The following is a 22,896-nucleotide window of genomic DNA, read 5'->3' as shown; positions in this document are numbered from 1 at the left end:
CTTTATTAATATAGTAATAGCCTGACATGTAAAAGTGTCATGCTATTACTTTTCTATTTGATGAAAAAAATGCAAATTAAATTTGATGATGGCACTCCTATTACCCTTGAGCAAATGCTACTAGCCAAGGAAAAGCGAGTTGAAAACCAAAAGCATGCAATGACATGCTATAAATATCCAATCATATCATTAAGCATAGTTATTCCTGGTCCTATAAAAAACAGTAGCGGAGCCCGTTATCTTTTTGACGAAGCAATTAAAGCTTTACATCTCTGTTTTTTACAAAACGATATAACAATAATCAATGAAGATCATTTCCATTACATTACTGGTTCAGAAGCAATCATAGCAATTAAATGTTCAGCTAAAACCCTTAAAAAATATTGTATTGAAGTCGAAAATAATCATCCCTTAGGGCGTTTGTGGGATATTGATGTTATTGACATTGTTACACAAAATAGCCTGTCACGTTCTCAATTCGAAAATCAACCAAGACAATGTTTGGTCTGCAATGAAGAGGCAAAAATTTGTGGTAGAGCTAAACGGCATTCAATTGATGAAATTTTTACCGCGATAAAAAAGAAAATAGAAAATTTCAGAAAGAATAAAACATCACTTTAATAAAAGTGCAAATAATAGGTTGATGAAATAACATTACAGCATTATATCATCAATCCTTTTTAATCTAAAAATTCAATTAGATTGTTTCAAGTGCCTGCTGTAAATCAGCTAGTAAATCAGTAATATCTTCTAAACCAACTGAAATACGTAATAGCTGATCTGAAATACCCGCTGTTTTTCGTGCTTCTGCACTAATACCTGAATGTGTCATTGTTGCTGGGTGGCAGACAAGACTCTCAACGCCACCAAGTGATTGAGCTAATGTAATAATTTTAAGCGCTTTTAAAAACTTAGGCATTACATCGGCATTTCCAACCAGTTCAAAACTTAGTAACGAGCCAAACCCTTTTTGTTGTTCTTTAGCAATATCATGCCCAAGATTAGATGGTAAAGAGGGATGAAATACTTTTGCTATTTTTGGGTGATTAATAAGAAACTCAACAACTTTTTGGGCATTTTCTTGTTGCAAATTAACACGTGCAGCAAGAGTTCGTAACCCACGCAATAAAAGATAACTATCAAATGATGAAGTAAGCGTACCAATATTGTTGGCCCACCATAAAACATCTGTAGCAAGCTGTTGGTCTTTGAAGACTAAAATTCCCGCTAATAAATCCGAATGCCCATTTAAAAATTTGGTACAAGAATGGCTGACTATATCAGCGCCAAGCTCCAACGGTTTTTGTAAAATTGGCGTCATAAATGTATTATCTACTAAAACCAAAGATCCAACATCATGTGCTTGTTGGGCTATTTTCTTGATATCAACAACACGAAGTAATGGGTTACTTGGTGTTTCAATCAATACTAATTTAGGATGTAAATTAAGTGCTTCTTGTAAAGCTATTGCATCGGACTGATCAACAAATTTCACTTTAAAATAGCCTTTTTGGCTTAGACTATTAAAAAGTCGATAGCTGCCGCCATAACAATCATGAGGAGCAACAACTAAGTCATTTGGCGCTAATAAAGCAACACTGATAAGGTGAATTGCTGACATACCACAGTTTGTTAAGATAGCATCGGCACCACCTTCTAATTTTGCAACAGTTTCTTCTACTAATCGCCGACTAGGATTCGCTTTTCGTGCATAATCAAACTTTCTTGGTTTTGCAAATTCTTCATAACGATAACAAGTAGATGGTGTAATAACAGGTACGACACTACCATATTGCTCATCAGTATTAATCCCACCACGAACAGCTATTGTTCCTTGGCTTAAATTGTTGGTTTGACTAACCATAATAATATTCCTCTAAATAATACTTTACTTACTTCAACAACAGATTGTATAAGAATAACACATTCAATAAGGACGTCAACATGTCTAGACGTCTAACTATCTTGGTGTGTAGATTGCAGAAAAATAAAAAAAACGTTAGAATTGCCCACATTATTTGTGATGTAATTTGGTGACAAGATGATGGAATGGAATGGCGAATATATAAGCCCTTATGCTGAACATGGTAAAAAAAGCGAACAAGTAAAAAAAATTACAGTATCAATTCCGTTGAAAGTTTTAAAAATATTGACTGATGAACGCACTCGCCGACAAGTCAATAATTTACGTCATGCAACAAATAGTGAATTATTGTGTGAAGCCTTTCTTCATGCTTATACCGGTCAACCTTTACCTTGTGACGATGATTTACAAAAAGATCGTGAAGACGGTATTCCTAAGCAAGCTAAAAAGATGATGCAAGATTTAGGTATTAATCCCGATTTTGATTGATTATTAACTAAAAAACTAATTTTGCAAAACAAAAGGCGCTTATGCGCCTTTTCTATTATTATTAATTTTGGGACATGGTTTTCCGAAAAATTATTTTTTACCGCCAACCATAGCAAAACGTTGTTTGAACTTATCTACACGTCCACCAGTTGCAACATCACGTTGTTTACCAGTATAGAATGGGTGACATTCGCCACATACGTCAAGATGAATATCATGACCAACAGTAGAATGGGTTTTAATAACGTTACCACAAGAACAAGTTGCTGTAATTGCAGTATATTCTGGATGAATACCTTCTTTCATAATGAACCTCTAAAGTTTTTCGTATCGCTATATAAATGGCCATAAAAGCAAAATCTATACACCATACGAGTGTTAAAAAAACATGATAAGACAGCAGATTATACGGCCAATAGTCGAGTTAATCAAGAAATAAAAGAACAATTAAACAGGTAATTGACCTATTGTTAATTGCAGTTCAATCTTTTCCCCATTTCGCTGAACTATAATGGGGACAATTGTACCAGGTTTCAACTCAGCTATTTGATCCATTGTTTCAACAATTGATTTAACAGGTTTATTATCTACCATAATCAGAATATCATTAGCTTGTATTCCCGCTTGTAATGAAGGACCTTCCGCTCTGGTGACTAAAATACCTAACACCACTGGCATATCACTTGGATTTTGAGTTGGTGCAAATTCTAATCCATCAATTCCTATATATCCTCTAATAACTTTTCCATCGCGAATTAATTTATTCATGATTTTAACTGCTAATGCAGTTGGGATAGCAAATCCGATTCCTTCAGGAATGTCATTTCCTAGATTTTTTGCAAAGGTAAGAGTATTAATTCCCATTAATTCACCTTTGCTATTTACTAGCGCTCCGCCTGAATTGCCATGATTTATTGGTGCATCAGTTTGAATAAAATTTTGCCTTCTGTATGGGCTCAATCCATCACGACCTGTAGCACTGATAATACCTTGTGTAATAGTTTGCCCTATATTGTAAGGGTTCCCTATGGCTAATACGACATCACCAATTTTAGGTTCGCGTTGAGGATTTATCAATATAGTGGGGATATTTGAAGCCTCTATTTTTAATACCGCTAGATCAACAAGTTTATCTGAGCCTACAGATAAAGCTTCAAATATTCGTCCATCTTGCAATGCGACGATAATTTGTTCTGCATCTTCAACTACATGATAATTAGTAACAATATACCCATTCCCATTCATAATTACTCCAGAACCGAGCGGAGTTATTGGACTATCTTGTGATTCCTGAGAAAAAGAATTAATTGAGCGGCTATAAATATTAACTACTGCAGGGGCTGCTGTTTTAACAGCACTAGAAAAACTTAATGGATCATCATGAAAAATTGAAGTTGGAAAATTTGATTGGTTTCCTTTTTGTAAAGAAGGAAAAATAATCAATAACACAATAGCTAAAACCGTTCCAATTAATATTGACCATAGAATTTTTTTGAGCATTAGTTTCAGAATTGTAATGGGAAGAATAATGAAGATTTTAACACATCTATATAAAGGTTAAAATTAAAGTTTTCGTCGATGCTAAAGCATCGACGATATAAAAAATGACTAATTATCGTAAAATTAAATATAAACGACTATCACCACGAATTATATTTAATGCAATTACTGATGGGTGACTATCAATAATTTTTCTAAGATCTGCAATATTAGTTACTCGTTCTTTATTAACTCCAGTAATAAGATCTCCCTCTTGCAAACTGAGTCGAGACGCAGGCGAATTTTTAGCAATACTTTCTATTAAAACACCTTTTTGGCCTTTAATTTCACCATTGCTAAGCGTTGCACCATCAAGAGCAGAATGTAGCGATTTCGCATCCGTTGTTGTCTCGTCGCTATTTTTTAGTTTTACATCGACAGATATTGTTTTGCCATCTCGAATTAAACCTAGCTTAACAGTTCGCCCTGCTCCAGTTGTCGCAATTTTTGCACGTAGTTCAGCAAAACTATCAATTGGTTTACCATCCATCGAGACAATAATATCGCCTGATTTAATTCCTGCTGCTTGTGCGGCTGAATTCTCAATAACTTCACTAACAAAGGCTCCTTTTTGAACATCAACATCAAACGCTTTTGCTATATCCGATGTCAATTCATTACCTTTGATACCAAGCACGCCACGTTTTACTTCACCAAATTCTATAAGCTGAGAAGTTAAACTTTTTACCATGTTACTAGGAATTGCAAATCCTATCCCTACATTACCACCACTTGGAGCAATAATTGCGGTATTTATACCAACAAGCTCACCATTTAAATTCACAAGTGCCCCACCAGAGTTACCTTGGTTAATTGAAGCATCTGTTTGAATGAAGTTTTCAAAACCATTCATATTAAGTCCACTACGAGCTAAAGCTGAAATAATCCCTGAAGTAACAGTTTGACCAATGCCAAATGGATTACCAATAGCAACAGCATAATCACCAACACGTAAATTATCAGAATCTGCTAATTTAATAGCTGTTAACTTTTTGGCATCATCGATTTTAAGTAATGCTATATCACTTTGTGGATCCTTACCGATTAGTTTTGCTTTAAATTCATGCCCATCGTTTAGAGCAACCGTAATTTTATCAGCACCATCAATAACATGATTATTCGTAACAACATAGCCTTTTTCTGCATCAATAATCACACCAGAACCTAAACCTGTAAACGCCCTTGATTGGCTATCTGGATAACCAAAAAAACGTCTAAATTCTTCTGGCATGTTATTTTGCATTTGAGCTGTTCCTTCAACTTTAATACTAACAACTGATGGTAATACAGTTTCAAGCATAGGCGCCAAACTTGGCAGTTGCGTATTATTATCGGTTGAGGCAGGAGGAAAAGCTGCATAAGTATTCGGAAGTACAGATAAACTTATTCCTAAACTTAAAGCTAAAATACTTAATAATTTTTTTTGTTGTTTTAATGAATTAATCATCTCAGAACTCTCGCTTTTACAAAAATTTACACTCTATAAAATTGCTTGAATATTAAGTAACGGAGAATAAAATCATTGGTTAAGATTTATTTTCATCCGTTTTAAATAAACCTGAAGAATCATCAGAATAATCTCTAGGCTGCTTATCAAGCGTAATTTCTTTTGTTTCGTTAGAATCTGTATTTGAATCAAAATCTAAAGATTGAATATTACCACTATCCATAAATTGACTGGAGTTTTCAGCCATATGTTGATAAAGGCGACGAAAATCTTTAGCCATATTATCCAATATTTCTGCGCTATGTGAAAAATGTTTAGCAATCATTTGTTTTTGGGCTATTAATTCATCTTTTGTTTGATCTAACTCTTGTTTAACTTTGGCATATTTACGTGCCTTAGGACTAATAACACTAATAAAAATGAAACAAATAATAAAACCAATCACAAATCCAATTATAAGATAAGTAAGCATACCTTTATCCATTATTCACTCCTTATATCTTTAAGATATATAATTTTATAAAATTGAAGACTAATTATCAGCGCTTATTTTGCATGGTTAGCAAGTTTTATCAATTGTTTTTTTAACTTGTCTGGTGCATTTTCTGCTAATGCAGATAGAAACATTGCGCTTTTTTGTGTCATCACACTTGAAGCTAAAGATGACTTATCACTTTGATAATTGCTCTGTGACCACCTCACTGAAATATCTGGATTAATCTGATATTGAATAGAAGATAAGGATGGTAAAATAATTTTTCGTATTTCAGAAATTAAATTGCTTTGTTCATATTTCAATCTAGTTAACCAACAAGCTGAGCTAACCTCTAAAATCAACACACCTTGGCGATAGTTAGCAACTCGGCATTGTTGATTTAATGGTGAAGGCAATAAATCATAAACAACTTTAGCTAAAGAGCATAATGCATTAGTTCTATCTTGAATCTTAGACAGAGAAGAGGCTTGTGTCAAAATTGACGTCAACATTTGTGGTTCGTTATAACGCATAATTATGCCTTTTATTAAAAAATAGTAATAACTAAAATGCAAAAATATTTTCCACCAATGTTTAAGTAATTTATCTTATTTGAATGAAAAAGTCCCTTAAAAAAAGAATATTTTCACTTAATTAACACTTTATAAAAAGTTCACAAATAACTCAAAATTAGAAGAACAAAATAAAAAACTGGCAAATACTATTAATATAATATCTGCCAGTTTTATAAAAATAAAAGCTAATTATAAAGGTTAGCTTTGATTATTCCACTTATTTTCTCTAATAAAAGTCCATAAAACAATAGCACAAATAGCATAGCCTAGCCTCAATCCAATAGTATCAATAAAAAGATTATAATTGGTTGACCAATTGTATAAGTCAACTGGAAGGCACTTACTACCTCAATTCAGTTAATATTAGAAAAATATTTAAAATAATTGTTTTATATCTTAGTAAACACTTTATCGTAATACAGAAAATGCTATTAATGTATAATAATTTTGACATTACATTCTTTTAAGCGCTATATTGAATGTGATCTTTTCTACATCTATATCGTTAAGCAGTTTTTTTAAAGCAGTTTAAATTTCAAGGAGATGTAATATGAACATTTTAAATAACATTTTTTCCAAAGTATTTCCAAGTGCTCAAGCAACAGTAGATAATGCAGTTGATGCTGTGAAGGATAAAGTTGAAAATATCACCGCATCTGTTAAAAATACAGTATCGAGTGGCTCAGAGAAAGTCCAAGATAAAGTAGAGCAAAGCGCATCTGCAACTAATGTTGATGTTTCCTCTATTCTTGAGAATTTAGCTAAAAAGCACCCTGAAACGCTTAATTGGAAAACATCTATCGTTGATCTATTGAAATTATTAGGTATAGATAGCAGTTTAGATGCACGGAAAAATTTAGCGAAAGAACTGAATTATCCAGGCAATACTGATGATACCGCAGCAATGAATACATGGTTAATTAAAGAAGTAATGAAAAAAATTGCTGAAAAAGGTGGTAATGTAACCCATCTTTTTTCTTAAAAGAGTATATTAAGACAATTAAATCCACCTAATATTTTAGGTGGATTTTTTTATTAAAGTGGATATTTATTGATTTTTACGTTATTGAAACATTCAACAATTTAACTAAGCTTTAAAAGCATGTAACTTGTTCATTGCAACGTCTATCCCATCAGACAATAAGATATCTGTACAACGCAAAGATTCGTCAATAGCTTTATCAATTAATTCCTGTTCAGGTTTAGATGGCTTATTTAAAACATAACCAACAACTTTATTTTTATCGCCAGGATGTCCAATACCAATTCTTAACCGATAAAAATTTAAATTATTTCCCAATTTACTAGCAATATCTTTTAGCCCATTATGCCCACCATGACTACCACCAAACTTAAGTTTAGCTATTCCGGGATTTAAGTCGAGTTCATCATGTGCAACTAAGATCTCTTCTGGCTTTATTTGGTAAAATGTAGCCATAGCTTGAACAGCTTTACCACTTAAATTCATGAAAGTAGTTGGAACTAATAAACGTACATCATGACCTGAAATGTTGATTCGTGATGTGTAACCAAAAAATTTTTGTTCATTTTTTAATGATTGATTATAACGTTCAGCCAATTGCTCAACAAACCACGCACCTGCATTGTGCCTTGTTGCTGCATATTCATTTCCGGGATTGGCGAGTCCTACAATCAGTTTTATCGTTGTCATAATATTTTTATTGTCACTAGATTTTATCGATAAAAATGCCCCAAAAAAGGGGCATTATACCAATGATAAAATAGGTTATTGATGGAACATTGCTGAAATTGATTCTTCGTTACTAATTCGACGAATTGCTTCAGCAAGCATACCTGATAATGTTAATTGGCGAACATTTTTCAATGCTTTTACTTCAGCCGTTAATGGAATTGTGTCACAAACAACAATTTCATCAATGGCACAGTTTTTAATATTACTTACTGCTTTACCTGAAAATATCGGGTGGGTAGCATAAGCAAATACTCTTTTGGCACCTCGAGCTTTTAAAGCATCAGCTGCTTTACAAAGTGTTCCAGCAGTATCAATCATATCATCAACTAAGATACAATCTCTATCAGCAACATCGCCAATAATATTCATCACTTCTGCTTCATTGGCACGTTGACGACGTTTATCAATAATTGCCATATCAGTATCATTAAGTAGTTTAGCTATCGCACGAGCACGCACCACTCCGCCAATATCAGGGGAAACAACAATTGGGCGATCAAACTCACGTTGTAGCATATCTTCTAAAATAACTGGGCTACCAAATACATTATCAACAGGTACATCAAAGAAACCTTGAATTTGTTCGGCATGAAGATCAACGGTTAAAACCCTATCGACACCAACAGTTGATAGAAAATCAGCAACAACTTTAGCAGTAATAGGGACACGAGCCGAACGAACTCGACGATCTTGCCTTGCATAACCAAAATAAGGAATAACAGCAGTAATACGACCAGCAGATGCTCGGCGCATTGCATCGATCATAACTAATAATTCCATTAAATTGTCATTGGTAGGGGCACAAGTTGATTGAATAATAAAAACATCTTCACCACGGACATTTTCATTGATTTGGACATTAACTTCACCATCACTAAAACGGCTTACCACAATGTCACCAAGAGAAGTATAAAGACGATTAGCTATACGTTTTGCTAGTTCTGGTGTGGCATTACCAGCAAAAAGCTTCATATCAGGCACGAGAAATCCTCAAGCATGTATTCATGATTACTTTATTCGTAATCGGTTAAACTGGGGCTATAATTATATAATCATTTATTGATTATGCTCAACTACAATATAAAAATATATTGAAAATATTTGATATATTTTTATAAATCATTAAATAAAACAATTTGGCCATAAGATGCTTTTGCTGTGAACTCAAAATCGAGTAAACTAACTAACAAACCATTCTTTGGCTTTAATAAATTCCACAACAAAAGTAGATAACGTGATGAACGAACAATTAAACTCAGATAACGAAAATATCAAATCTAAAAGAACCATTCGTAGTTTTGTTTTACGGCAAGGTCGTTTAACAAAAGGCCAAGAACAGGCATTAATAAATTTATGGCCGGTATTTGGTATTGAATATGATGTAAATTCACCAATGGTTTTTGACTCTAACAAACAGGCTATTCTTGAAATTGGATTTGGTATGGGTGCTTCGTTAATTGAAATGGCTAAAAATGCACCTGATAAGAATTTTTTAGGAATCGAAGTTCACAAACCCGGTGTTGGTGCTTGTTTGATGGCAATTGAAGAAAATCAATTATCAAACTTAAAAGTGATGTGTCACGATGCTGTTGAAGTATTAGAAAATATGATCCCTAATCATACATTAGACAAAGTACAAATTTTTTTCCCTGATCCTTGGCATAAAGCAAGACATAACAAGCGCCGCATTATTCAACCCCAATTTGTACAGTTAATTCGACAAAAATTAAAATTAGGTGGAATTTTGCACCTAGCTACCGATTGGCAACATTATGCAGAACATATGTTAGAGGTTTTAACCCAAGCTGAAGGTTTTGAAAATTTATCACCAAGCGGTGACTATATTCCGAGACCTGATGATAGACCAATTACTAAATTTGAAAAACGAGGTCAAAATTTAGGCCATGGCGTTTGGGATCTTCAATTTGTAAACAAATAATTATGCTAAGGAGCCACTATGCAAAATCAAACCATCGATCTACTTTGTCGACACCGCTCTATTCGTGCTTATAAAACAACTAGTTTAACTCAAGAACAAATAGCGTCTATAGTTCGATCAGCACAGTCGGCTTCTAGTTCTAACTTTATTCAATGTTCGACAATTATACGTATTACAGATCCTCAAAAACGCGAAAAACTAGCTCATTATGCTGGTGATCAAAAATATGTTAACCAAGCTCCTGAATTTTGGGTATTTTGCGCCGATTTTAATCGTCATTTTCAAATTGATCCAACACTCAATCTTGGCAAAGCAGAGCAGTTATTATTGGGCTGTGTTGATACAGCAATTATGGCTCAAAATGCAGTAATAGCGGCTGAATCCTTAGGACTTGGTGCTGTGTATATTGGTGGACTGCGAAATGATCTTGATAAAGCAACCCAATTACTTGAGTTACCAAAATATGTTCTTCCTCTTTTTGGGCTTTGCCTTGGTTACCCCGATCATAATCCAGAAATAAAACCAAGGTTACCTAAAGAGCTTCTCTTTTTTGAAAACCAATATCAACCACTTAATCATGCAACTTTAGCAAAATATGATACCCAAATAGGTGATTACTATCAAAACCGTAGTACTAATCAAAAAACCGGTGGTTGGAGTGATAAAATTGCAAATGCAATAAATAATGAACAACGTGATTTTATTTTAGATTATTTACATAAACAAGGATGGATCACAAAATGAAAAATAACCATTACCAATTAGATAAAGTCGTTATACTTAGCCGTCATGGTATTCGTACGCCATTGCAAAATACTTTGCAGTTTTTAGAAAAAGTGACTCCCTTTAAATGGCCTAAATGGGATCATCCATATGGTTATTTGACCACTCGTGGTGGAATATTAGAAGTTTATTTTGGCCGCTATTTATCGACTTGGCTTGAAAAACACAATATAAAATTATCAAAACATAATACTGAATTATTCGTGTATTCTAATAGTTTGCAAAGAACTGTCGCGACCGCTCAATTTATGACAGCTGGTGCCTTTGCTGGGTATGATATTCCTATTCATCATAAATATGCCATTGAAAAAATGGATCCGATTTTCGATCCTAGCTTGCAAGACGATTCAACTGAGTTTAAAAATGCGGTATTGCGTGATATTGAAGAAGCTGACAAAGCAGCCAATATTTTTAAAAGCCTAGCACCAGCTTATGAAATCCTTTCCGATATTTTAGATTAAAAGCATTCAAAATTATATGCTGAATATAAATGCGATTTAGCCGATATTCCATCCGAACTTTATTTTAAAAAACATGAAGAACCAGCACTCCTTGGACCACTTGCGATAGGTATTTCAGCCGTTGATGCATTCTTATTGCAATACTATTCAGCCTTTCCAAAAGAACAAATTGCATGGGGTAGACTAACTAGCCAAGAACAGTGGCAACAAATTAGCGCAATTCGTAATCAATATATAAATTTAGTTTGCCATTCTAAGACACTTGCCAAACATTCAGCGGCACTTATTATCAACATGATAAACGATCTTATGCTACAAGATAGTAAAGTCAATTTACTTGTTGGACACGATAGTACCATCGCTTCATTACTGGGTGCATTAGACTTTAAAGACTACCAACTACCAAATCAATTTGAAATAACCCCAATTGGTGGAAAAGTAGCTTTACAGCGTTTTCGTCACCTATCTACAGGCGAATACTTTTTTAAAGCCGAATATATTTATCAAAGTTTTGAACAACTCCATAACGGGCTAGCACTTGATGACAATAATTTACCACAACATTATCAACTTCATTTGGAAAATGCTTCTGTTAATAATGATGGTTATTATTATTGGTCAGATTTTGAGGAACAAATAAAATCAATTAAAACTAGGTAATTAACCATTAGGTTATCTAATTTTTCCTATCTAACTGGGATTAAACAAGTTAATAATAAAAAGTTAAGCTAATTCTAATTAATAAAAAATTCCTTGTCAAAAAGTTTCAGGTAAATATACGTTTTAGTATAAATGTCAATTATTTAGCTTACTTAAATCATAGTCAATTACAATAGACCAAATAGAGTGTAGATAGATAATATGTAATCGTTTTCAATAATTAATTGCATTTTATTTGTTTTATTTTATTTTTGTTCCAATTAATTATTTTAAACCTCCTATCTAGTAGATTACCGATCTTCAATTTGCACTATTGTCATCATAAAATACAAAAATTATACTCAAACACATATTTACCTGAAACTTTTTAACAAAAATTAATTTAATATCAAATGTAATCGATTTCATAAAATGTTATCTAGATCACTTTTTCAAAATTATTTTAGTGCTATTATCGCCTCAACAAATAACTTACCTATTCATATACATACAGAAGTTTTTTTAAATGATTGTGTGGTCATTTAAAGCCTAACAAAGGAAGTTCATTATGAATCAAAAAATAAAGTCATCACTAAGTAATAAGAATTATTGGATATTCAGTCTCTACTTCTTTCTGTACTTTTTTATTATGGGAGCATACTGCCCTTTTTTTCCCGTTTGGCTAAAAATGAACGGACTTGATGAGGCAAATACTGGGTACGTTTTTTCATTTATTTCACTATTTGCGCTTTTTTTTCAACCCTTGTTCGGGTTAATTTCTGATAAACTAGGATTAAAAAAACACCTTCTTTGGGTTATCACACTTCTTCTTGTACTATTTGGTCCATTTTTTATCTTCGTTTTAGGGCCATTACTCAAATTAAATGTCACCTTGGGCGCAATTGTTGGAGGGCTTTATCTTGGTATGGTATTTAGTGGTGGGGCACCAGCTATTGAAGCACTTGTCGAAAAAATAAGTCGACGTAGTGGTTTTGAATTTGGTCGCTGTCGCATGTTTGGCTGTTTTGGTTGGGCTATATGTGCTTCGTTTGTTGGAATTATGATTTCTAAAGATGTCAATGCCGTTTTTTGGTTATGTTCTGGATTTGCATTGATTCTTTTAATTTTAGTTAAAATCGCCGATCCTGCAAAAACCACAACGACTGAAGTTGTTGAGCAAATGGGATTAAATAAACCAAAGCCATTCAATCTAAAACTTGCCCTTGATTTACTTAGTATGCGTAAAACATGGTTTTTCATGCTTTACATTGTTGGGGTTGCTTGTACTTATGATGTATTTGATCAACAATTTGCAAACTTTTTCACCTCATTTTTTACTAACGAACAAGTGGGTCGTGAAGCTTTCGGCTATGTAACTACGCTTGGTGAATTTTTAAATGCCACTGTGATGTTTTTTGCTCCTCTGATTGTAATGAAATTAGGCAGTAAAAATACATTACTCATTGCTGGTGCTATCATGTCCATTCGTATTACTGGCTCAGCATTTGCCAGCACAGCTGTTGAAGTGGTGATATTAAAAACGCTACATATGTTCGAAGCACCTTTATTACTTGTCGGTGCATTTAAATATATTACTAAACACTTCCCTATTCACTTATCAGCAACTGTTTACTTAATTGCATTTTGTTTTGCAAAACAATTATCTATCATGTTTATGTCCACTTTTGCGGGGTTAATGTATGTTAAAATAGGTTTCGAAGGAGCATATTTAATCCTTGGCTTGATCGCATTTAGTTTTACGCTTATTTCATCCTTTACATTATCAGGGCGTGGACCATGGGATCTGTGGAAACATAACAACAGTGAAGAGTCTGAAAATTAGCAGACACTCACTATAACTATTATTAAACTAGATGAAGGTTTTATTATGAAAATATTAGTAACTGGTGGTTGTGGATATATAGGAAGTCACACATGTGTTCAACTAATTAAATCTGGCTATACACCAATTATTATTGATAATTTGTTTAACAGTAAAGCATCAGTACTAGATAGAATACAAAAAATTACTGGGCAATCCGTCATTTTTTATCAAGGCGATGTATGCGATGAAAAACTATTAACTAAGATTTTTTCAGAACATGACATTAAAGCGGTGATCCATTTTGCTGGTTTAAAAGCAGTCGGTGAATCAGTCCACAAACCGCTAGAATATTATGAAAACAATGTCTACGGCAGTATCGTACTTATGAAAGCAATGCGAGCTGCTGGCGTTAAACAGTTAGTATTTAGTTCGTCGGCCACTGTCTATGGCGAATTAGCCCCTGTTCCTTATGTTGAAACATTACCACAAGGTTTACCTACTAGTCCGTATGGAAAAAGTAAATTAATGGTTGAGCAATGTATTATGGACTTAGCCGTTGCTGAGCCCGATTGGTCACTAACTTTACTACGTTATTTTAATCCTGTTGGAGCCCATCCAAGTGGATTAATGGGCGAAGACCCACTTGGTGTTCCTAATAATCTTATGCCTTATATTACCCAAGTTGCTGTAGGCAAAAGAGAGTCATTAGCTGTTTTTGGTAATGATTATCCAACAATTGATGGAACTTGCGTTCGTGATTTTATACATGTTGTTGATTTGGCCGATGGGCATATCGCTGCACTCAAAACCGATCAAAACAAAGCTGGTGTGCATATTTACAATTTAGGCTCAGGTGTTGGTTATAGCGTATTACAAGTCATTAAAGCTTTTGAAAAAGCATCAGGAAAACCTCTTAATTGGCACTTTGCCCCAAGACGAGCAGGTGATTTACCAGCATTCTGGGCTGATGCTAATAAAGCTGAGCAAATATTAGGTTGGAAAACCAAACTCACGCTTGATGACATGGTAAAAGATTCATGGAATTGGCAATCAAATAACCCTCAAGGCTATCCTGATTAATAATACATTTTATAAAACATACAAAATTAACAGAAGAGGCAAAAATGGATATTTTTAACCCAGTTGACCATCCTCATCGTCGTTACAACCCATTGACCAATCAATGGGTACTTGTTTCACCACATAGGGCAAAACGCCCATGGCAAGGACAACAAGAAGTATTAAACGAAGAGCAAAAACCAAGTTATGATCCAACTTGCTTTTTGTGCCCAGGAAATAAACGGGTAACAGGAGATATCAACCCCCAATATAAGGGAACATTTGTTTTTACTAATGATTTTGCAGCATTAATGAAAAATACTCCAGAATCACCAAAAAACGCCGATCCTTTATTCCAAATGCAAAGCGCAAAAGGTACTAGTCGAGTTATCTGTTTTTCACCCGATCACAGTAAAACATTACCTGAACTTGATTTACCTGCAATTGAAGGAGTAATTAAAACTTGGATAGAACAGCAACAGGAGTTGGGTGAAAACTATCCTTGGGTACAAGTGTTTGAAAACAAAGGATCAGCAATGGGGTGCTCTAACCCTCATCCACATGGACAAGTTTGGGCAAATAGCTTTTTACCAAATGAGATTGCGCGTGAAGATCTAAATATGCGTAATTACTTTGAAAAATATCATCGCAATTTATTGGTTGATTATGCTGAAAAGGAACTTATTAATCGTGAGCGAATCGTTGTAGAAACTAAGTATTGGCTTGCCGTTGTTCCTTTTTGGGCAATATGGCCATTTGAAACATTATTATTACCAAAAATTCACATTCCACAATTAACCCAATTAAATGACAAACAACAAAGTGATTTAGCAATTGCGCTCAAAAAATTAACGAGTCGCTACGATAATTTATTTCATTGCTCTTTCCCATACTCTATGGGCTGGCATGGTGCGCCATTTATGCAAGATAAAAATGATTATTGGCAAGTACATGCACATTTTTATCCCCCTTTATTACGTTCCGCCACAGTAAAAAAATTTATGGTAGGTTACGAAATGTTAGCCGAAGTACAACGTGATTTAACCCCAGAGCAAGCAGCTGAAAGGTTACGTAACGTTAGTGATGTGCATTATAAAGACAAAAAGGATAAATAGATGAACGCATTAATCAAAGCTACTACACAAGCATTTGAATCTAAATTTGATTATAAACCCGATACACTTATACAAGCTCCCGGTCGTGTAAATTTGATTGGCGAGCATACCGATTATAATGATGGTTTTGTTTTACCTTGTGCTATCGATTATCAAACGATAATAAGTTGTCACAAACGTTCAGATAATCTTGTTCGAGTTATTGCGGTTGATTATGATAATCAACAAGATGAATTTTCTTTAGATTCTCCTATTGAAAAACATCCAGATTATATGTGGGCTAACTACATACGTGGGGTGGTAAAGCACTTAAAAAAATATACAAATAATATCCATGGCGTCGATTTTGCTATTAGTGGAAACGTTCCTCAAGGAGCAGGACTAAGTTCATCAGCATCTCTAGAGGTTGCGGTAGCTAAAATGTTCCAAGTTCTTTACAACTTAGCTTTAGATGGCACCAAGTTAGCCTTAATTGGTCAAGAGGCCGAAAACCAATTTGTTGGTTGCAATTGTGGCATCATGGATCAACTAATATCTGCCCTTGGACAAAGCCAACATGCATTATTAATTGATTGTCGTTCATTAGAAGTTAAACCAGTCTCAATTCCTAAAGATTTTGCTGTAGTTATCATCAATTCAAATATCAAACGAGGATTAGTTGATAGTGAATATAATACTCGACGTAAACAGTGTGAAGCAGCAGCACAAGCCCTTGGGGTAAAAGCCTTAAGAGACGCGTCCTTAACTGAATTACAACATATTGAAAACACGCTCGATCCAATTGTCTTTAAACGAGCTCATCATGTAATCACTGAAAATGAGCGCACACTAAAGGCAGCACAAGCTCTTACAGATGGTGATTATAAATTATTATCAAAACTCATGGCACAGAGTCACAATTCAATGCGTGATGATTTTGAAATTACAGTCCCCGCTATTGATTATCTAGTTGAAATAATTCACGGTGTAATTGGTGAACAAGGCGGTGTTCGCATGACAGGCGGTGGCTTTGGTGGTTGTGTTGTGGCATTAGTACCAAAAGATAAAGTTGATGCTGTTAAAACCGTTGTTAGCGATAGTTATGCTAAAAAATTTGGTATTAAAGAAGATTTTTATGTCTGTAAACCAAGTGAAGGAGCACACGCGATATGCCTATAACGCAAATTATTGAACTGTCCAATAAACAAGGAATGCAAATAAAACTTTCAAACTGGGGAGCTACATGGCTTTCCTGTGAATTGCCCGTTAATGGACAGACTCGTGAAGTGCTACTCGGCTGTCGCTCACTTGAACAATACCAACAACAGGATGCCTATTTAGGTGCTACAATAGGCCGATATGCTAACCGTATTGCCAATGCTACTATTAATATTGACAATAAACAATATCATCTCACTGCGAATCAAGGTGTAAATCAGTTACACGGCGGAAAATTAGGCTTCGATAAACAATTATGGTTAATTCAATCTTGCTCCGATCAGCAAGTGACCTTCCTTTTGATTTCACCTGATGGTGATCAAGGTTTTCCTGGTGAGTTGAATGTAACTGTAACGTATAAACTCACCGATGACAATCAAGTAATTATCTTGTTTAATGCAACTACAACAAAAACTACGCCAGTAAATTTGACTAATCATGCTTACTTTAATCTAGATGGTGAAATAAGCAAGAATATACTTAATCACAGATTAAAAGTAAATGCTAACTATTATTTGCCAGTTAATGCCAATGGTATCCCTAATAAGAGCTTAGCTAGTGTTGCCATGCACGATATGGATTTACGTCAACCAAAACTTTTATCGGAAAAACTGCTTGAAAGCGCAGAAAGGCAAATAACTGGTGGTTATGATCATGCTTATTTATTAGATAAAACCAAAGCGATAGCCGCTCAACTCATTTCATCTGATAAAAAAGTAACAATGAATGTTACTACAACCAAACCGTCATTACAGATTTATACAGGTAACTTTTTACAACATACACCAAACCGGCATAATGGTGAATATGGAAATTTTGCTGGCATAGCATTAGAAAGCCAATTTTTACCAGACAGCCCTAATCATCCTGACTGGCCACAACCAAGCTGCTTTTTACAACCAGAACAAATATATGAACATTACACTGCTTACCAATTTTTTATAAATCAATAAGTTGTTTGACTTAATTATTGCTGTATATTAATAATATCTAGCTTTTTCATATTTACATTACTAGAAATCTAACAAATTGAGCAAAAGAATTTTGCATGGTTAAACTAACAATCCTAAGTAAAATTAGGTATGATACAGTCATCATACCTAATGGATAATATTAAATATGAAAAGCAAAAGTTTAACTGCTATTTTCCCGGGTACTTTTGATCCCATTACTAATGGTCATATTGATCTTGTTACACGAGCTTCGTTACTGTTTCCTCGATTAATTGTTGCTATTGCCGAAAATCCTAATAAAAAAACACTCTTTAATCTAGAAGAACGCGTGAATTTAGCATCAACAGCAGTTGAACATTTACTCAATGTCGAAGTTATTGGTTTTGACAATTTGATGGCTAATTTTGCACAAACCCATAATGCCACGGTTATCGTTCGGGGCGTTCGTACAACACACGATTTTGAATACGAAAGGCAACTTGCCGAAATGAATCGTGCATTAAAATCTGATTTAGACACTATCTTTTTAATGCCATCAATTGCAATGGGATTTATTTCATCAACAATAGTGAAAGATGTTGCCTACCATGACGGTGATATAACAAATTTAGTACCACTACATGTCAAAACAGCTTTATTAAAACGCTTAACATAAATAAAAACGTCTATGGTTAATTTTTACACTCCACAAAGAAAAAAGTTCACACCACAAAAATTGACAGTAACTATTTCATCTTTAGATGCCTTTGGGCAAGGTGTGGCCAACCATAAAGGTAAAACAATTTTTGTAAAATCAGCCTTGCCTGATGAAACCGTTGATATTGAGTTAACTGAAAATAAGAAAAATTACGCTAAAGCTAAAGTCATTAGATATCATAATCAAAGCAAATACCGCGTTAAACCTCTATGTGAATATTATCAACAATGTGGAGGTTGTGAGCTACAACATATTGCACCACATATGCAACAACAAGCAAAATATAATGCGTTGATAAATCTATTACAAAAAGAAACAGGACAACCTTTATCAAATATCGTTAAAAATTCACCGCAAATTATTGCCGATCAACCTTACCATTATCGTCGACGTGCAAGACTTTCAATTAATATCGTTAAAGGCCAATTAGCAATTGGATTTCGCCAAGCAGAATCTAATCAAATAATCAATATCAAACATTGTCCTGTATTAGTTGATGAATTAGATTCATTGCTAGCACCATTACAAAGCATGCTCAATAACATAAAACAGAAAAAAGTACTGGGTCACGTTGAACTAATTTCGGTCGATAGTGGTATTATTCTTGTTTTAAGGCACACTATGCCTCTAAGCAATCATGATGTTAACCTATTAAAAGAATTTGCCGAAAATAACAATATTTCACTTTATTTTCACGGCGATGATTTAATACATATTGCCGGTAATACTGAGCATTTTTATTTAATTAATCATTTAAAATTAACATTCAGCCCTCTAGATTTTATTCAGGTAAATTGTAAAATTAATCAAAAGATGATCGAACAGGCGCTTAACTGGCTAACTTTACAACCAACAGATCGGGTTTTAGATCTGTTTTGCGGAATGGGCAATTTTTCGTTACCTATAGCAAAATTAAGTAAAACTGTAACGGGAGTTGAAGGTGTTGATACCTTGGTTGAAAAAGCAAAATTCAACGCTATATTAAATAATACTGAGATTTGTGCGGAAACTAATTTTTTAACCAGCAATTTAGATGATTCTCAACAATTTTCGATATGGAGTAAATCACAATATAATAAAGTATTATTAGATCCAGCAAGAGCAGGAGCGTTTAATGCAACAATAGAAATTGCAAAATTAGCCCCATCAAAAATTGTTTATATATCGTGTAATCCTGCTACACTAGCTCGAGATAGTAAACAACTTATCGATGCAGGATATCAAATTGCTCAAATTGCTATTTTAGATATGTTTCCGCAAACCAAACACATTGAATCAATGCTGTTGCTAATAAAATCAGGAACATAAGTTATGGTATCTATTAGAGGCGCACACCAACATAGTGAAGAACACTATTCCCTTGCTCAATTTGATGTAGAACAATGGGTAAAACAAGAATTGTTATTAACTAATCCTGCATCTTATAAGAAGTTTAGAGAAGTTTGGGATTTTTGTTTTGAAAACAGCGCAGGTGCATCAGAGCAAATTTTCTGTTTCCAAAATGCGATAGAAATGGTCGAAATTCTATCGACACTTAATATGGATATTAATAGTTTATGTGCGGCTTTATTGCTTCCTTTTGTTGATAGCAAAATTATTCGCCGAGAAGATATTCCAGAAGATTTTGATCGTGAAATTTCTCATATTATTTCTAGTATTGTTAGGATGAAAGAAATTCGCCAATTACGAGCAATTCGTAACGGCAGTGCTACTTCCGAACAAATTGATAGTATTCGCCGAATGCTACTAGCGATGGTAAATGACTTCAGAAGTGTAGTGATTAAATTGGCAGAACGCATTACCTACTTACGCAATTTAATCAATGCACCTCAAGAAGAACAGGTCCTTGCAGCTAAAGAATGTTTTAACATCTATGCGCCTTTAGCCAACCGTTTAGGCATAGGTCAATTAAAATGGGAACTAGAAGATTTCTGCTTCCGCTATTTACATCCAGATGAATATCGATTAATAGCAAAAAAATTGCAAGAAAAACGATTAGATCGTGAACTGTACATCAAACAATTTGTAAGCCATTTACAAGATTTGATGAATCAAGATCATATTCGAGCTGAGGTATACGGTCGTCCTAAACATATTTATAGTATATGGCGAAAAATGGAGCGTAAACACCTTCAATTCGAAGATCTATATGATATTCGTGCTGTGCGCATTATCTGCGATCGTATTGAAGATTGTTATAATGCATTAGGTATTGTCCACAGCCATTATAAACATATCGCAAAAGAATTTGACGATTATGTAGCAAATCCTAAACCAAATGGTTATCAATCGATCCATACTGTTGTTTATGGTCCACAAGATAAAGCAATCGAAATTCAAATTCGTACTGAAAAAATGCACAATGAAGCTGAACTAGGTATTGCTGCACATTGGAAATATAAAGAAGGCAGTACCGACAAAATGACAGCTTATGATCAACGAATTTCTTGGTTGCGTAAATTATTAACATGGCAACAAGAAATGTCGGAAAGTGGTGAAATACAAGAAGCCGTTCGTAGCCAAATTTTTGATGACCGAGTTTATGTTTTTACGCCTAAAGGTGATGTTGTTGACTTGCCTGCTAGGTCAACTCCACTTGATTTTGCTTATCATATACATAGCGATGTGGGTCACCGCTGTATTGGAGCCAAAGTAGGCGGGCGAATTGTACCATTTACCTATAATTTAAAAATGGGCGATCAAGTTGAAGTCATTACCCAAAAACAGCCAAATCCTAGTCGAGATTGGCTAAATCCGAATACAGGATTCGTTAATAGTAGTCGTGCCAGAGCTAAAATTCAAGCCTGGTTTAAAAAGCAAGATCGCGATAAAAATATCGCCGCAGGTGAGCAAATTTTACAAAGTGAACTTGAACCTTTAAACATTAGTATAAAAAGTGTCGAAAAAATCTTAATTAATAAATATAACGCTCATTCATTTGACGAGGTATTAGCAGGTATTGGTAGTGGTGATGTAAGGATTAATCAATTAGTTAATTTTATCAATGCACAATTTAATAAACCAACTGCTGAAGAGGAAGATGAAGCAGCATTAAAACAGATTGCCCAAAAAACGAATATACAATCTAAAAATACTAATAAATTCAACAACAAAAAAGGCAGTGAAATTATTATTGAGGGAGTGGGTAACTTAATGTATACCATTGCAAACTGTTGCCGCCCTATTCCTGGCGATCTAATTATGGGGTTTGTAACTCATGGGCGAGGTATTTCAATTCACCGAGCTGATTGTGAGCAATTGCAAGAACTTAAAAATCATGCGCCTGAACGTATTACTCACGCTGTTTGGAACAACAATACCCAATCAAGTTATACCATGGTGATAAAGATTGTTGCCAACGATCGAAGTGGTTTATTGCGAGATATCACCACGATTTTAGCTAATGAAAAGGTTAATGTTCTTGGTTTAATGAGCCGTTCAGATATGAAGCAACAATTAGCCACTATCGACGTAGATATGGAAATTTTTGATCAAGATTCGTTAAATCGAGTGCTCAATAAAATAAAACAACTACCCGATGTTATTAAAGCTAAACGTTTTCAAGGTTAATTAACATGTTAAATTGCCACTTTTTTAGTGGCAATTAAGTTTAATATTTATTGCTTTCTCTCTAAAATTTCAAACTGATATGAATAGCTATTTTTATCGTCAGGTTGGTGTCCTTCTTGATAAATAACTTGCCATTGCTCAGGTGAATAATCAGGGAAATGGGTATCCCCCTGTAGTTCCGCATCTATGTGCGTTAAATAAAGTCGATTTGCTAACGGTAAAGTCTGCTTATAAATATTACCACCACCAATAATAAATGCCTCATCAACATTCTGTTCTTGGGCTAACACTATGGCGGCATCAATTGATTGAACCCAACTTACATTTTGAGTTGAATTAGATTCACTTGGTGCTTGCTTTGAAATAATAATATTATGACGATTTGGTAGTGGACGACCAATAGACTCAAATGTCTTCCTTCCCATAATAACGGGTTTATTAAGTGTATTTTTTTTAAACCATGCCAAATCTGCAGGTAAATGCCAAGGCATTTGATTATTTAAGCCAATTACACGATTATCAGCCATGGCTACAATAATACTTAATATCATATCC

General features: G+C 34.2%; 24 protein-coding genes. 15 read left to right on the top strand and 9 right to left on the bottom strand.

Features of this window, described 5'->3' with window-relative positions; translation table 11 throughout:
- Positions 1 to 69: 69 nt before the first annotated feature.
- Complete coding sequence (gene citX, locus A9G32_RS09670) at positions 70 to 621, top strand: citrate lyase holo-[acyl-carrier protein] synthase (RefSeq protein ID WP_065589422.1); 552 nt, start codon at positions 70 to 72, stop codon at positions 619 to 621.
- A 76-nt stretch (positions 622 to 697) separates the two neighbouring features.
- On the opposite strand, the gene metB is transcribed toward citX, so the two are convergent.
- On the bottom strand, positions 698 to 1,864 hold the full coding sequence (gene metB, locus A9G32_RS09665) for a cystathionine gamma-synthase (protein ID WP_065589421.1): 1,167 nt from the start codon (positions 1,862 to 1,864) through the stop codon (positions 698 to 700).
- A gap of 177 nt (positions 1,865 to 2,041) precedes the next feature.
- Here metB and metJ point away from each other — a divergent pair, with 177 nt between their 5' ends.
- Positions 2,042 to 2,353, top strand: a complete 312-nt coding sequence (gene metJ, locus A9G32_RS09660) for a met regulon transcriptional regulator MetJ (protein WP_034914400.1) — start codon at positions 2,042 to 2,044, stop codon at positions 2,351 to 2,353.
- A 90-nt stretch (positions 2,354 to 2,443) separates the two neighbouring features.
- On the opposite strand, the gene rpmE is transcribed toward metJ, so the two are convergent.
- The 5 genes from rpmE to A9G32_RS09635 all read right to left on the bottom strand — a co-directional run bounded on the left by rpmE (position 2,444) and on the right by A9G32_RS09635 (position 6,347).
- Entirely contained in the window at positions 2,444 to 2,659 is a 216-nt protein-coding gene (rpmE, locus tag A9G32_RS09655) for a 50S ribosomal protein L31 (RefSeq protein ID WP_034914396.1), read from the bottom strand.
- Positions 2,660 to 2,800: 141 nt separating this feature from the next.
- Positions 2,801 to 3,853, bottom strand: a complete 1,053-nt coding sequence (gene degS / locus A9G32_RS09650) for an outer membrane-stress sensor serine endopeptidase DegS (protein WP_065589420.1) — start codon at positions 3,851 to 3,853, stop codon at positions 2,801 to 2,803.
- A gap of 112 nt (positions 3,854 to 3,965) precedes the next feature.
- Positions 3,966 to 5,339: a Do family serine endopeptidase gene (locus A9G32_RS09645; protein WP_065589419.1), complete on the bottom strand. Its 1,374-nt coding sequence runs from the start codon at positions 5,337 to 5,339 to the stop codon at positions 3,966 to 3,968.
- 79 nt (positions 5,340 to 5,418) lie between these two features.
- A complete protein-coding gene (locus tag A9G32_RS09640) occupies positions 5,419 to 5,823 on the bottom strand; it encodes a YhcB family protein (RefSeq protein ID WP_065561406.1) in 405 nt (134 codons plus the stop codon).
- Positions 5,824 to 5,885: 62 nt separating this feature from the next.
- Positions 5,886 to 6,347, bottom strand: a complete 462-nt coding sequence (locus A9G32_RS09635; protein ID WP_034914376.1) for a DUF721 domain-containing protein — start codon at positions 6,345 to 6,347, stop codon at positions 5,886 to 5,888.
- Positions 6,348 to 6,939: 592 nt separating this feature from the next.
- Here A9G32_RS09635 and A9G32_RS09630 point away from each other — a divergent pair.
- A complete protein-coding gene (locus tag A9G32_RS09630; RefSeq protein ID WP_065589418.1) occupies positions 6,940 to 7,371 on the top strand; it encodes a DUF3597 domain-containing protein in 432 nt (143 codons plus the stop codon).
- 105 nt (positions 7,372 to 7,476) lie between these two features.
- Here A9G32_RS09630 and pth read toward each other — a convergent pair whose 3' ends face one another.
- Positions 7,477 to 8,061 (bottom strand): aminoacyl-tRNA hydrolase, encoded by a 585-nt coding sequence (gene pth / locus A9G32_RS09625; RefSeq protein ID WP_065561443.1) that lies wholly within the window; start codon positions 8,059 to 8,061, stop codon positions 7,477 to 7,479.
- Positions 8,062 to 8,136: 75 nt separating this feature from the next.
- Entirely contained in the window at positions 8,137 to 9,084 is a 948-nt protein-coding gene (locus A9G32_RS09620) for a ribose-phosphate pyrophosphokinase (protein WP_034915766.1), read from the bottom strand.
- Between the two features lie 253 nt (positions 9,085 to 9,337).
- Here A9G32_RS09620 and trmB point away from each other — a divergent pair, with 253 nt between their 5' ends.
- From trmB to relA, 12 genes are all read left to right on the top strand, one after another.
- Positions 9,338 to 10,042 (top strand): tRNA (guanosine(46)-N7)-methyltransferase TrmB, encoded by a 705-nt coding sequence (gene trmB / locus A9G32_RS09615; protein WP_065589417.1) that lies wholly within the window; start codon positions 9,338 to 9,340, stop codon positions 10,040 to 10,042.
- Positions 10,043 to 10,060: 18 nt separating this feature from the next.
- On the top strand, positions 10,061 to 10,786 hold the full coding sequence (nfsA, locus tag A9G32_RS09610; protein WP_065589416.1) for an oxygen-insensitive NADPH nitroreductase: 726 nt from the start codon (positions 10,061 to 10,063) through the stop codon (positions 10,784 to 10,786).
- Positions 10,783 to 11,286 carry a histidine-type phosphatase gene (locus tag A9G32_RS12650; RefSeq protein ID WP_176701342.1) on the top strand — a complete coding sequence of 168 codons (504 nt, stop codon included), beginning with the start codon at positions 10,783 to 10,785 and terminating at the stop codon, positions 11,284 to 11,286. The genes nfsA and A9G32_RS12650 overlap by 4 nt, the downstream gene beginning before the upstream one ends.
- Before the next feature lie 135 nt (positions 11,287 to 11,421).
- On the top strand, positions 11,422 to 11,946 hold the full coding sequence (locus tag A9G32_RS12645) for a histidine-type phosphatase (protein ID WP_081296810.1): 525 nt from the start codon (positions 11,422 to 11,424) through the stop codon (positions 11,944 to 11,946).
- Between the two features lie 547 nt (positions 11,947 to 12,493).
- Positions 12,494 to 13,768, top strand: coding sequence for an MFS transporter (locus A9G32_RS09600; RefSeq protein ID WP_065589415.1), 1,275 nt, complete (start codon positions 12,494 to 12,496; stop codon positions 13,766 to 13,768).
- A gap of 45 nt (positions 13,769 to 13,813) precedes the next feature.
- Positions 13,814 to 14,830: a UDP-glucose 4-epimerase GalE gene (gene galE / locus A9G32_RS09595; protein ID WP_065589414.1), complete on the top strand. Its 1,017-nt coding sequence runs from the start codon at positions 13,814 to 13,816 to the stop codon at positions 14,828 to 14,830.
- Between the two features lie 44 nt (positions 14,831 to 14,874).
- Positions 14,875 to 15,924 carry a galactose-1-phosphate uridylyltransferase gene (gene galT / locus A9G32_RS09590; RefSeq protein WP_065589413.1) on the top strand — a complete coding sequence of 350 codons (1,050 nt, stop codon included), beginning with the start codon at positions 14,875 to 14,877 and terminating at the stop codon, positions 15,922 to 15,924.
- Positions 15,925 to 17,082 (top strand): galactokinase, encoded by a 1,158-nt coding sequence (galK, locus tag A9G32_RS09585; RefSeq protein ID WP_065589412.1) that lies wholly within the window; start codon positions 15,925 to 15,927, stop codon positions 17,080 to 17,082. It abuts the gene before it with no gap.
- Positions 17,073 to 18,074 carry a galactose-1-epimerase gene (galM, locus tag A9G32_RS09580; RefSeq protein WP_065589411.1) on the top strand — a complete coding sequence of 334 codons (1,002 nt, stop codon included), beginning with the start codon at positions 17,073 to 17,075 and terminating at the stop codon, positions 18,072 to 18,074. The genes galK and galM overlap by 10 nt, the downstream gene beginning before the upstream one ends.
- A 166-nt stretch (positions 18,075 to 18,240) precedes the next feature.
- Positions 18,241 to 18,729: a pantetheine-phosphate adenylyltransferase gene (gene coaD / locus A9G32_RS09575; protein WP_034912639.1), complete on the top strand. Its 489-nt coding sequence runs from the start codon at positions 18,241 to 18,243 to the stop codon at positions 18,727 to 18,729.
- Between the two features lie 12 nt (positions 18,730 to 18,741).
- Positions 18,742 to 20,079 carry a 23S rRNA (uracil(1939)-C(5))-methyltransferase RlmD gene (gene rlmD / locus A9G32_RS09570; protein WP_065589410.1) on the top strand — a complete coding sequence of 446 codons (1,338 nt, stop codon included), beginning with the start codon at positions 18,742 to 18,744 and terminating at the stop codon, positions 20,077 to 20,079.
- A gap of 3 nt (positions 20,080 to 20,082) precedes the next feature.
- Positions 20,083 to 22,341: a GTP diphosphokinase gene (relA, locus tag A9G32_RS09565; RefSeq protein ID WP_065589409.1), complete on the top strand. Its 2,259-nt coding sequence runs from the start codon at positions 20,083 to 20,085 to the stop codon at positions 22,339 to 22,341.
- A 47-nt stretch (positions 22,342 to 22,388) separates the two neighbouring features.
- Here relA and folA read toward each other — a convergent pair whose 3' ends face one another.
- Positions 22,389 to 22,892, bottom strand: coding sequence for a type 3 dihydrofolate reductase (folA, locus tag A9G32_RS09560; RefSeq protein WP_065589408.1), 504 nt, complete (start codon positions 22,890 to 22,892; stop codon positions 22,389 to 22,391).
- Positions 22,893 to 22,896 lie beyond the last annotated feature (4 nt).

The sequence above is a fragment of the Gilliamella sp. Gris3-2 genome (assembly GCF_001690345.1).
GTDB lineage: Bacteria > Pseudomonadota > Gammaproteobacteria > Enterobacterales > Orbaceae > Gilliamella > Gilliamella bombi.
This window is presented reverse-complemented; position numbering and strand designations above follow the sequence as displayed.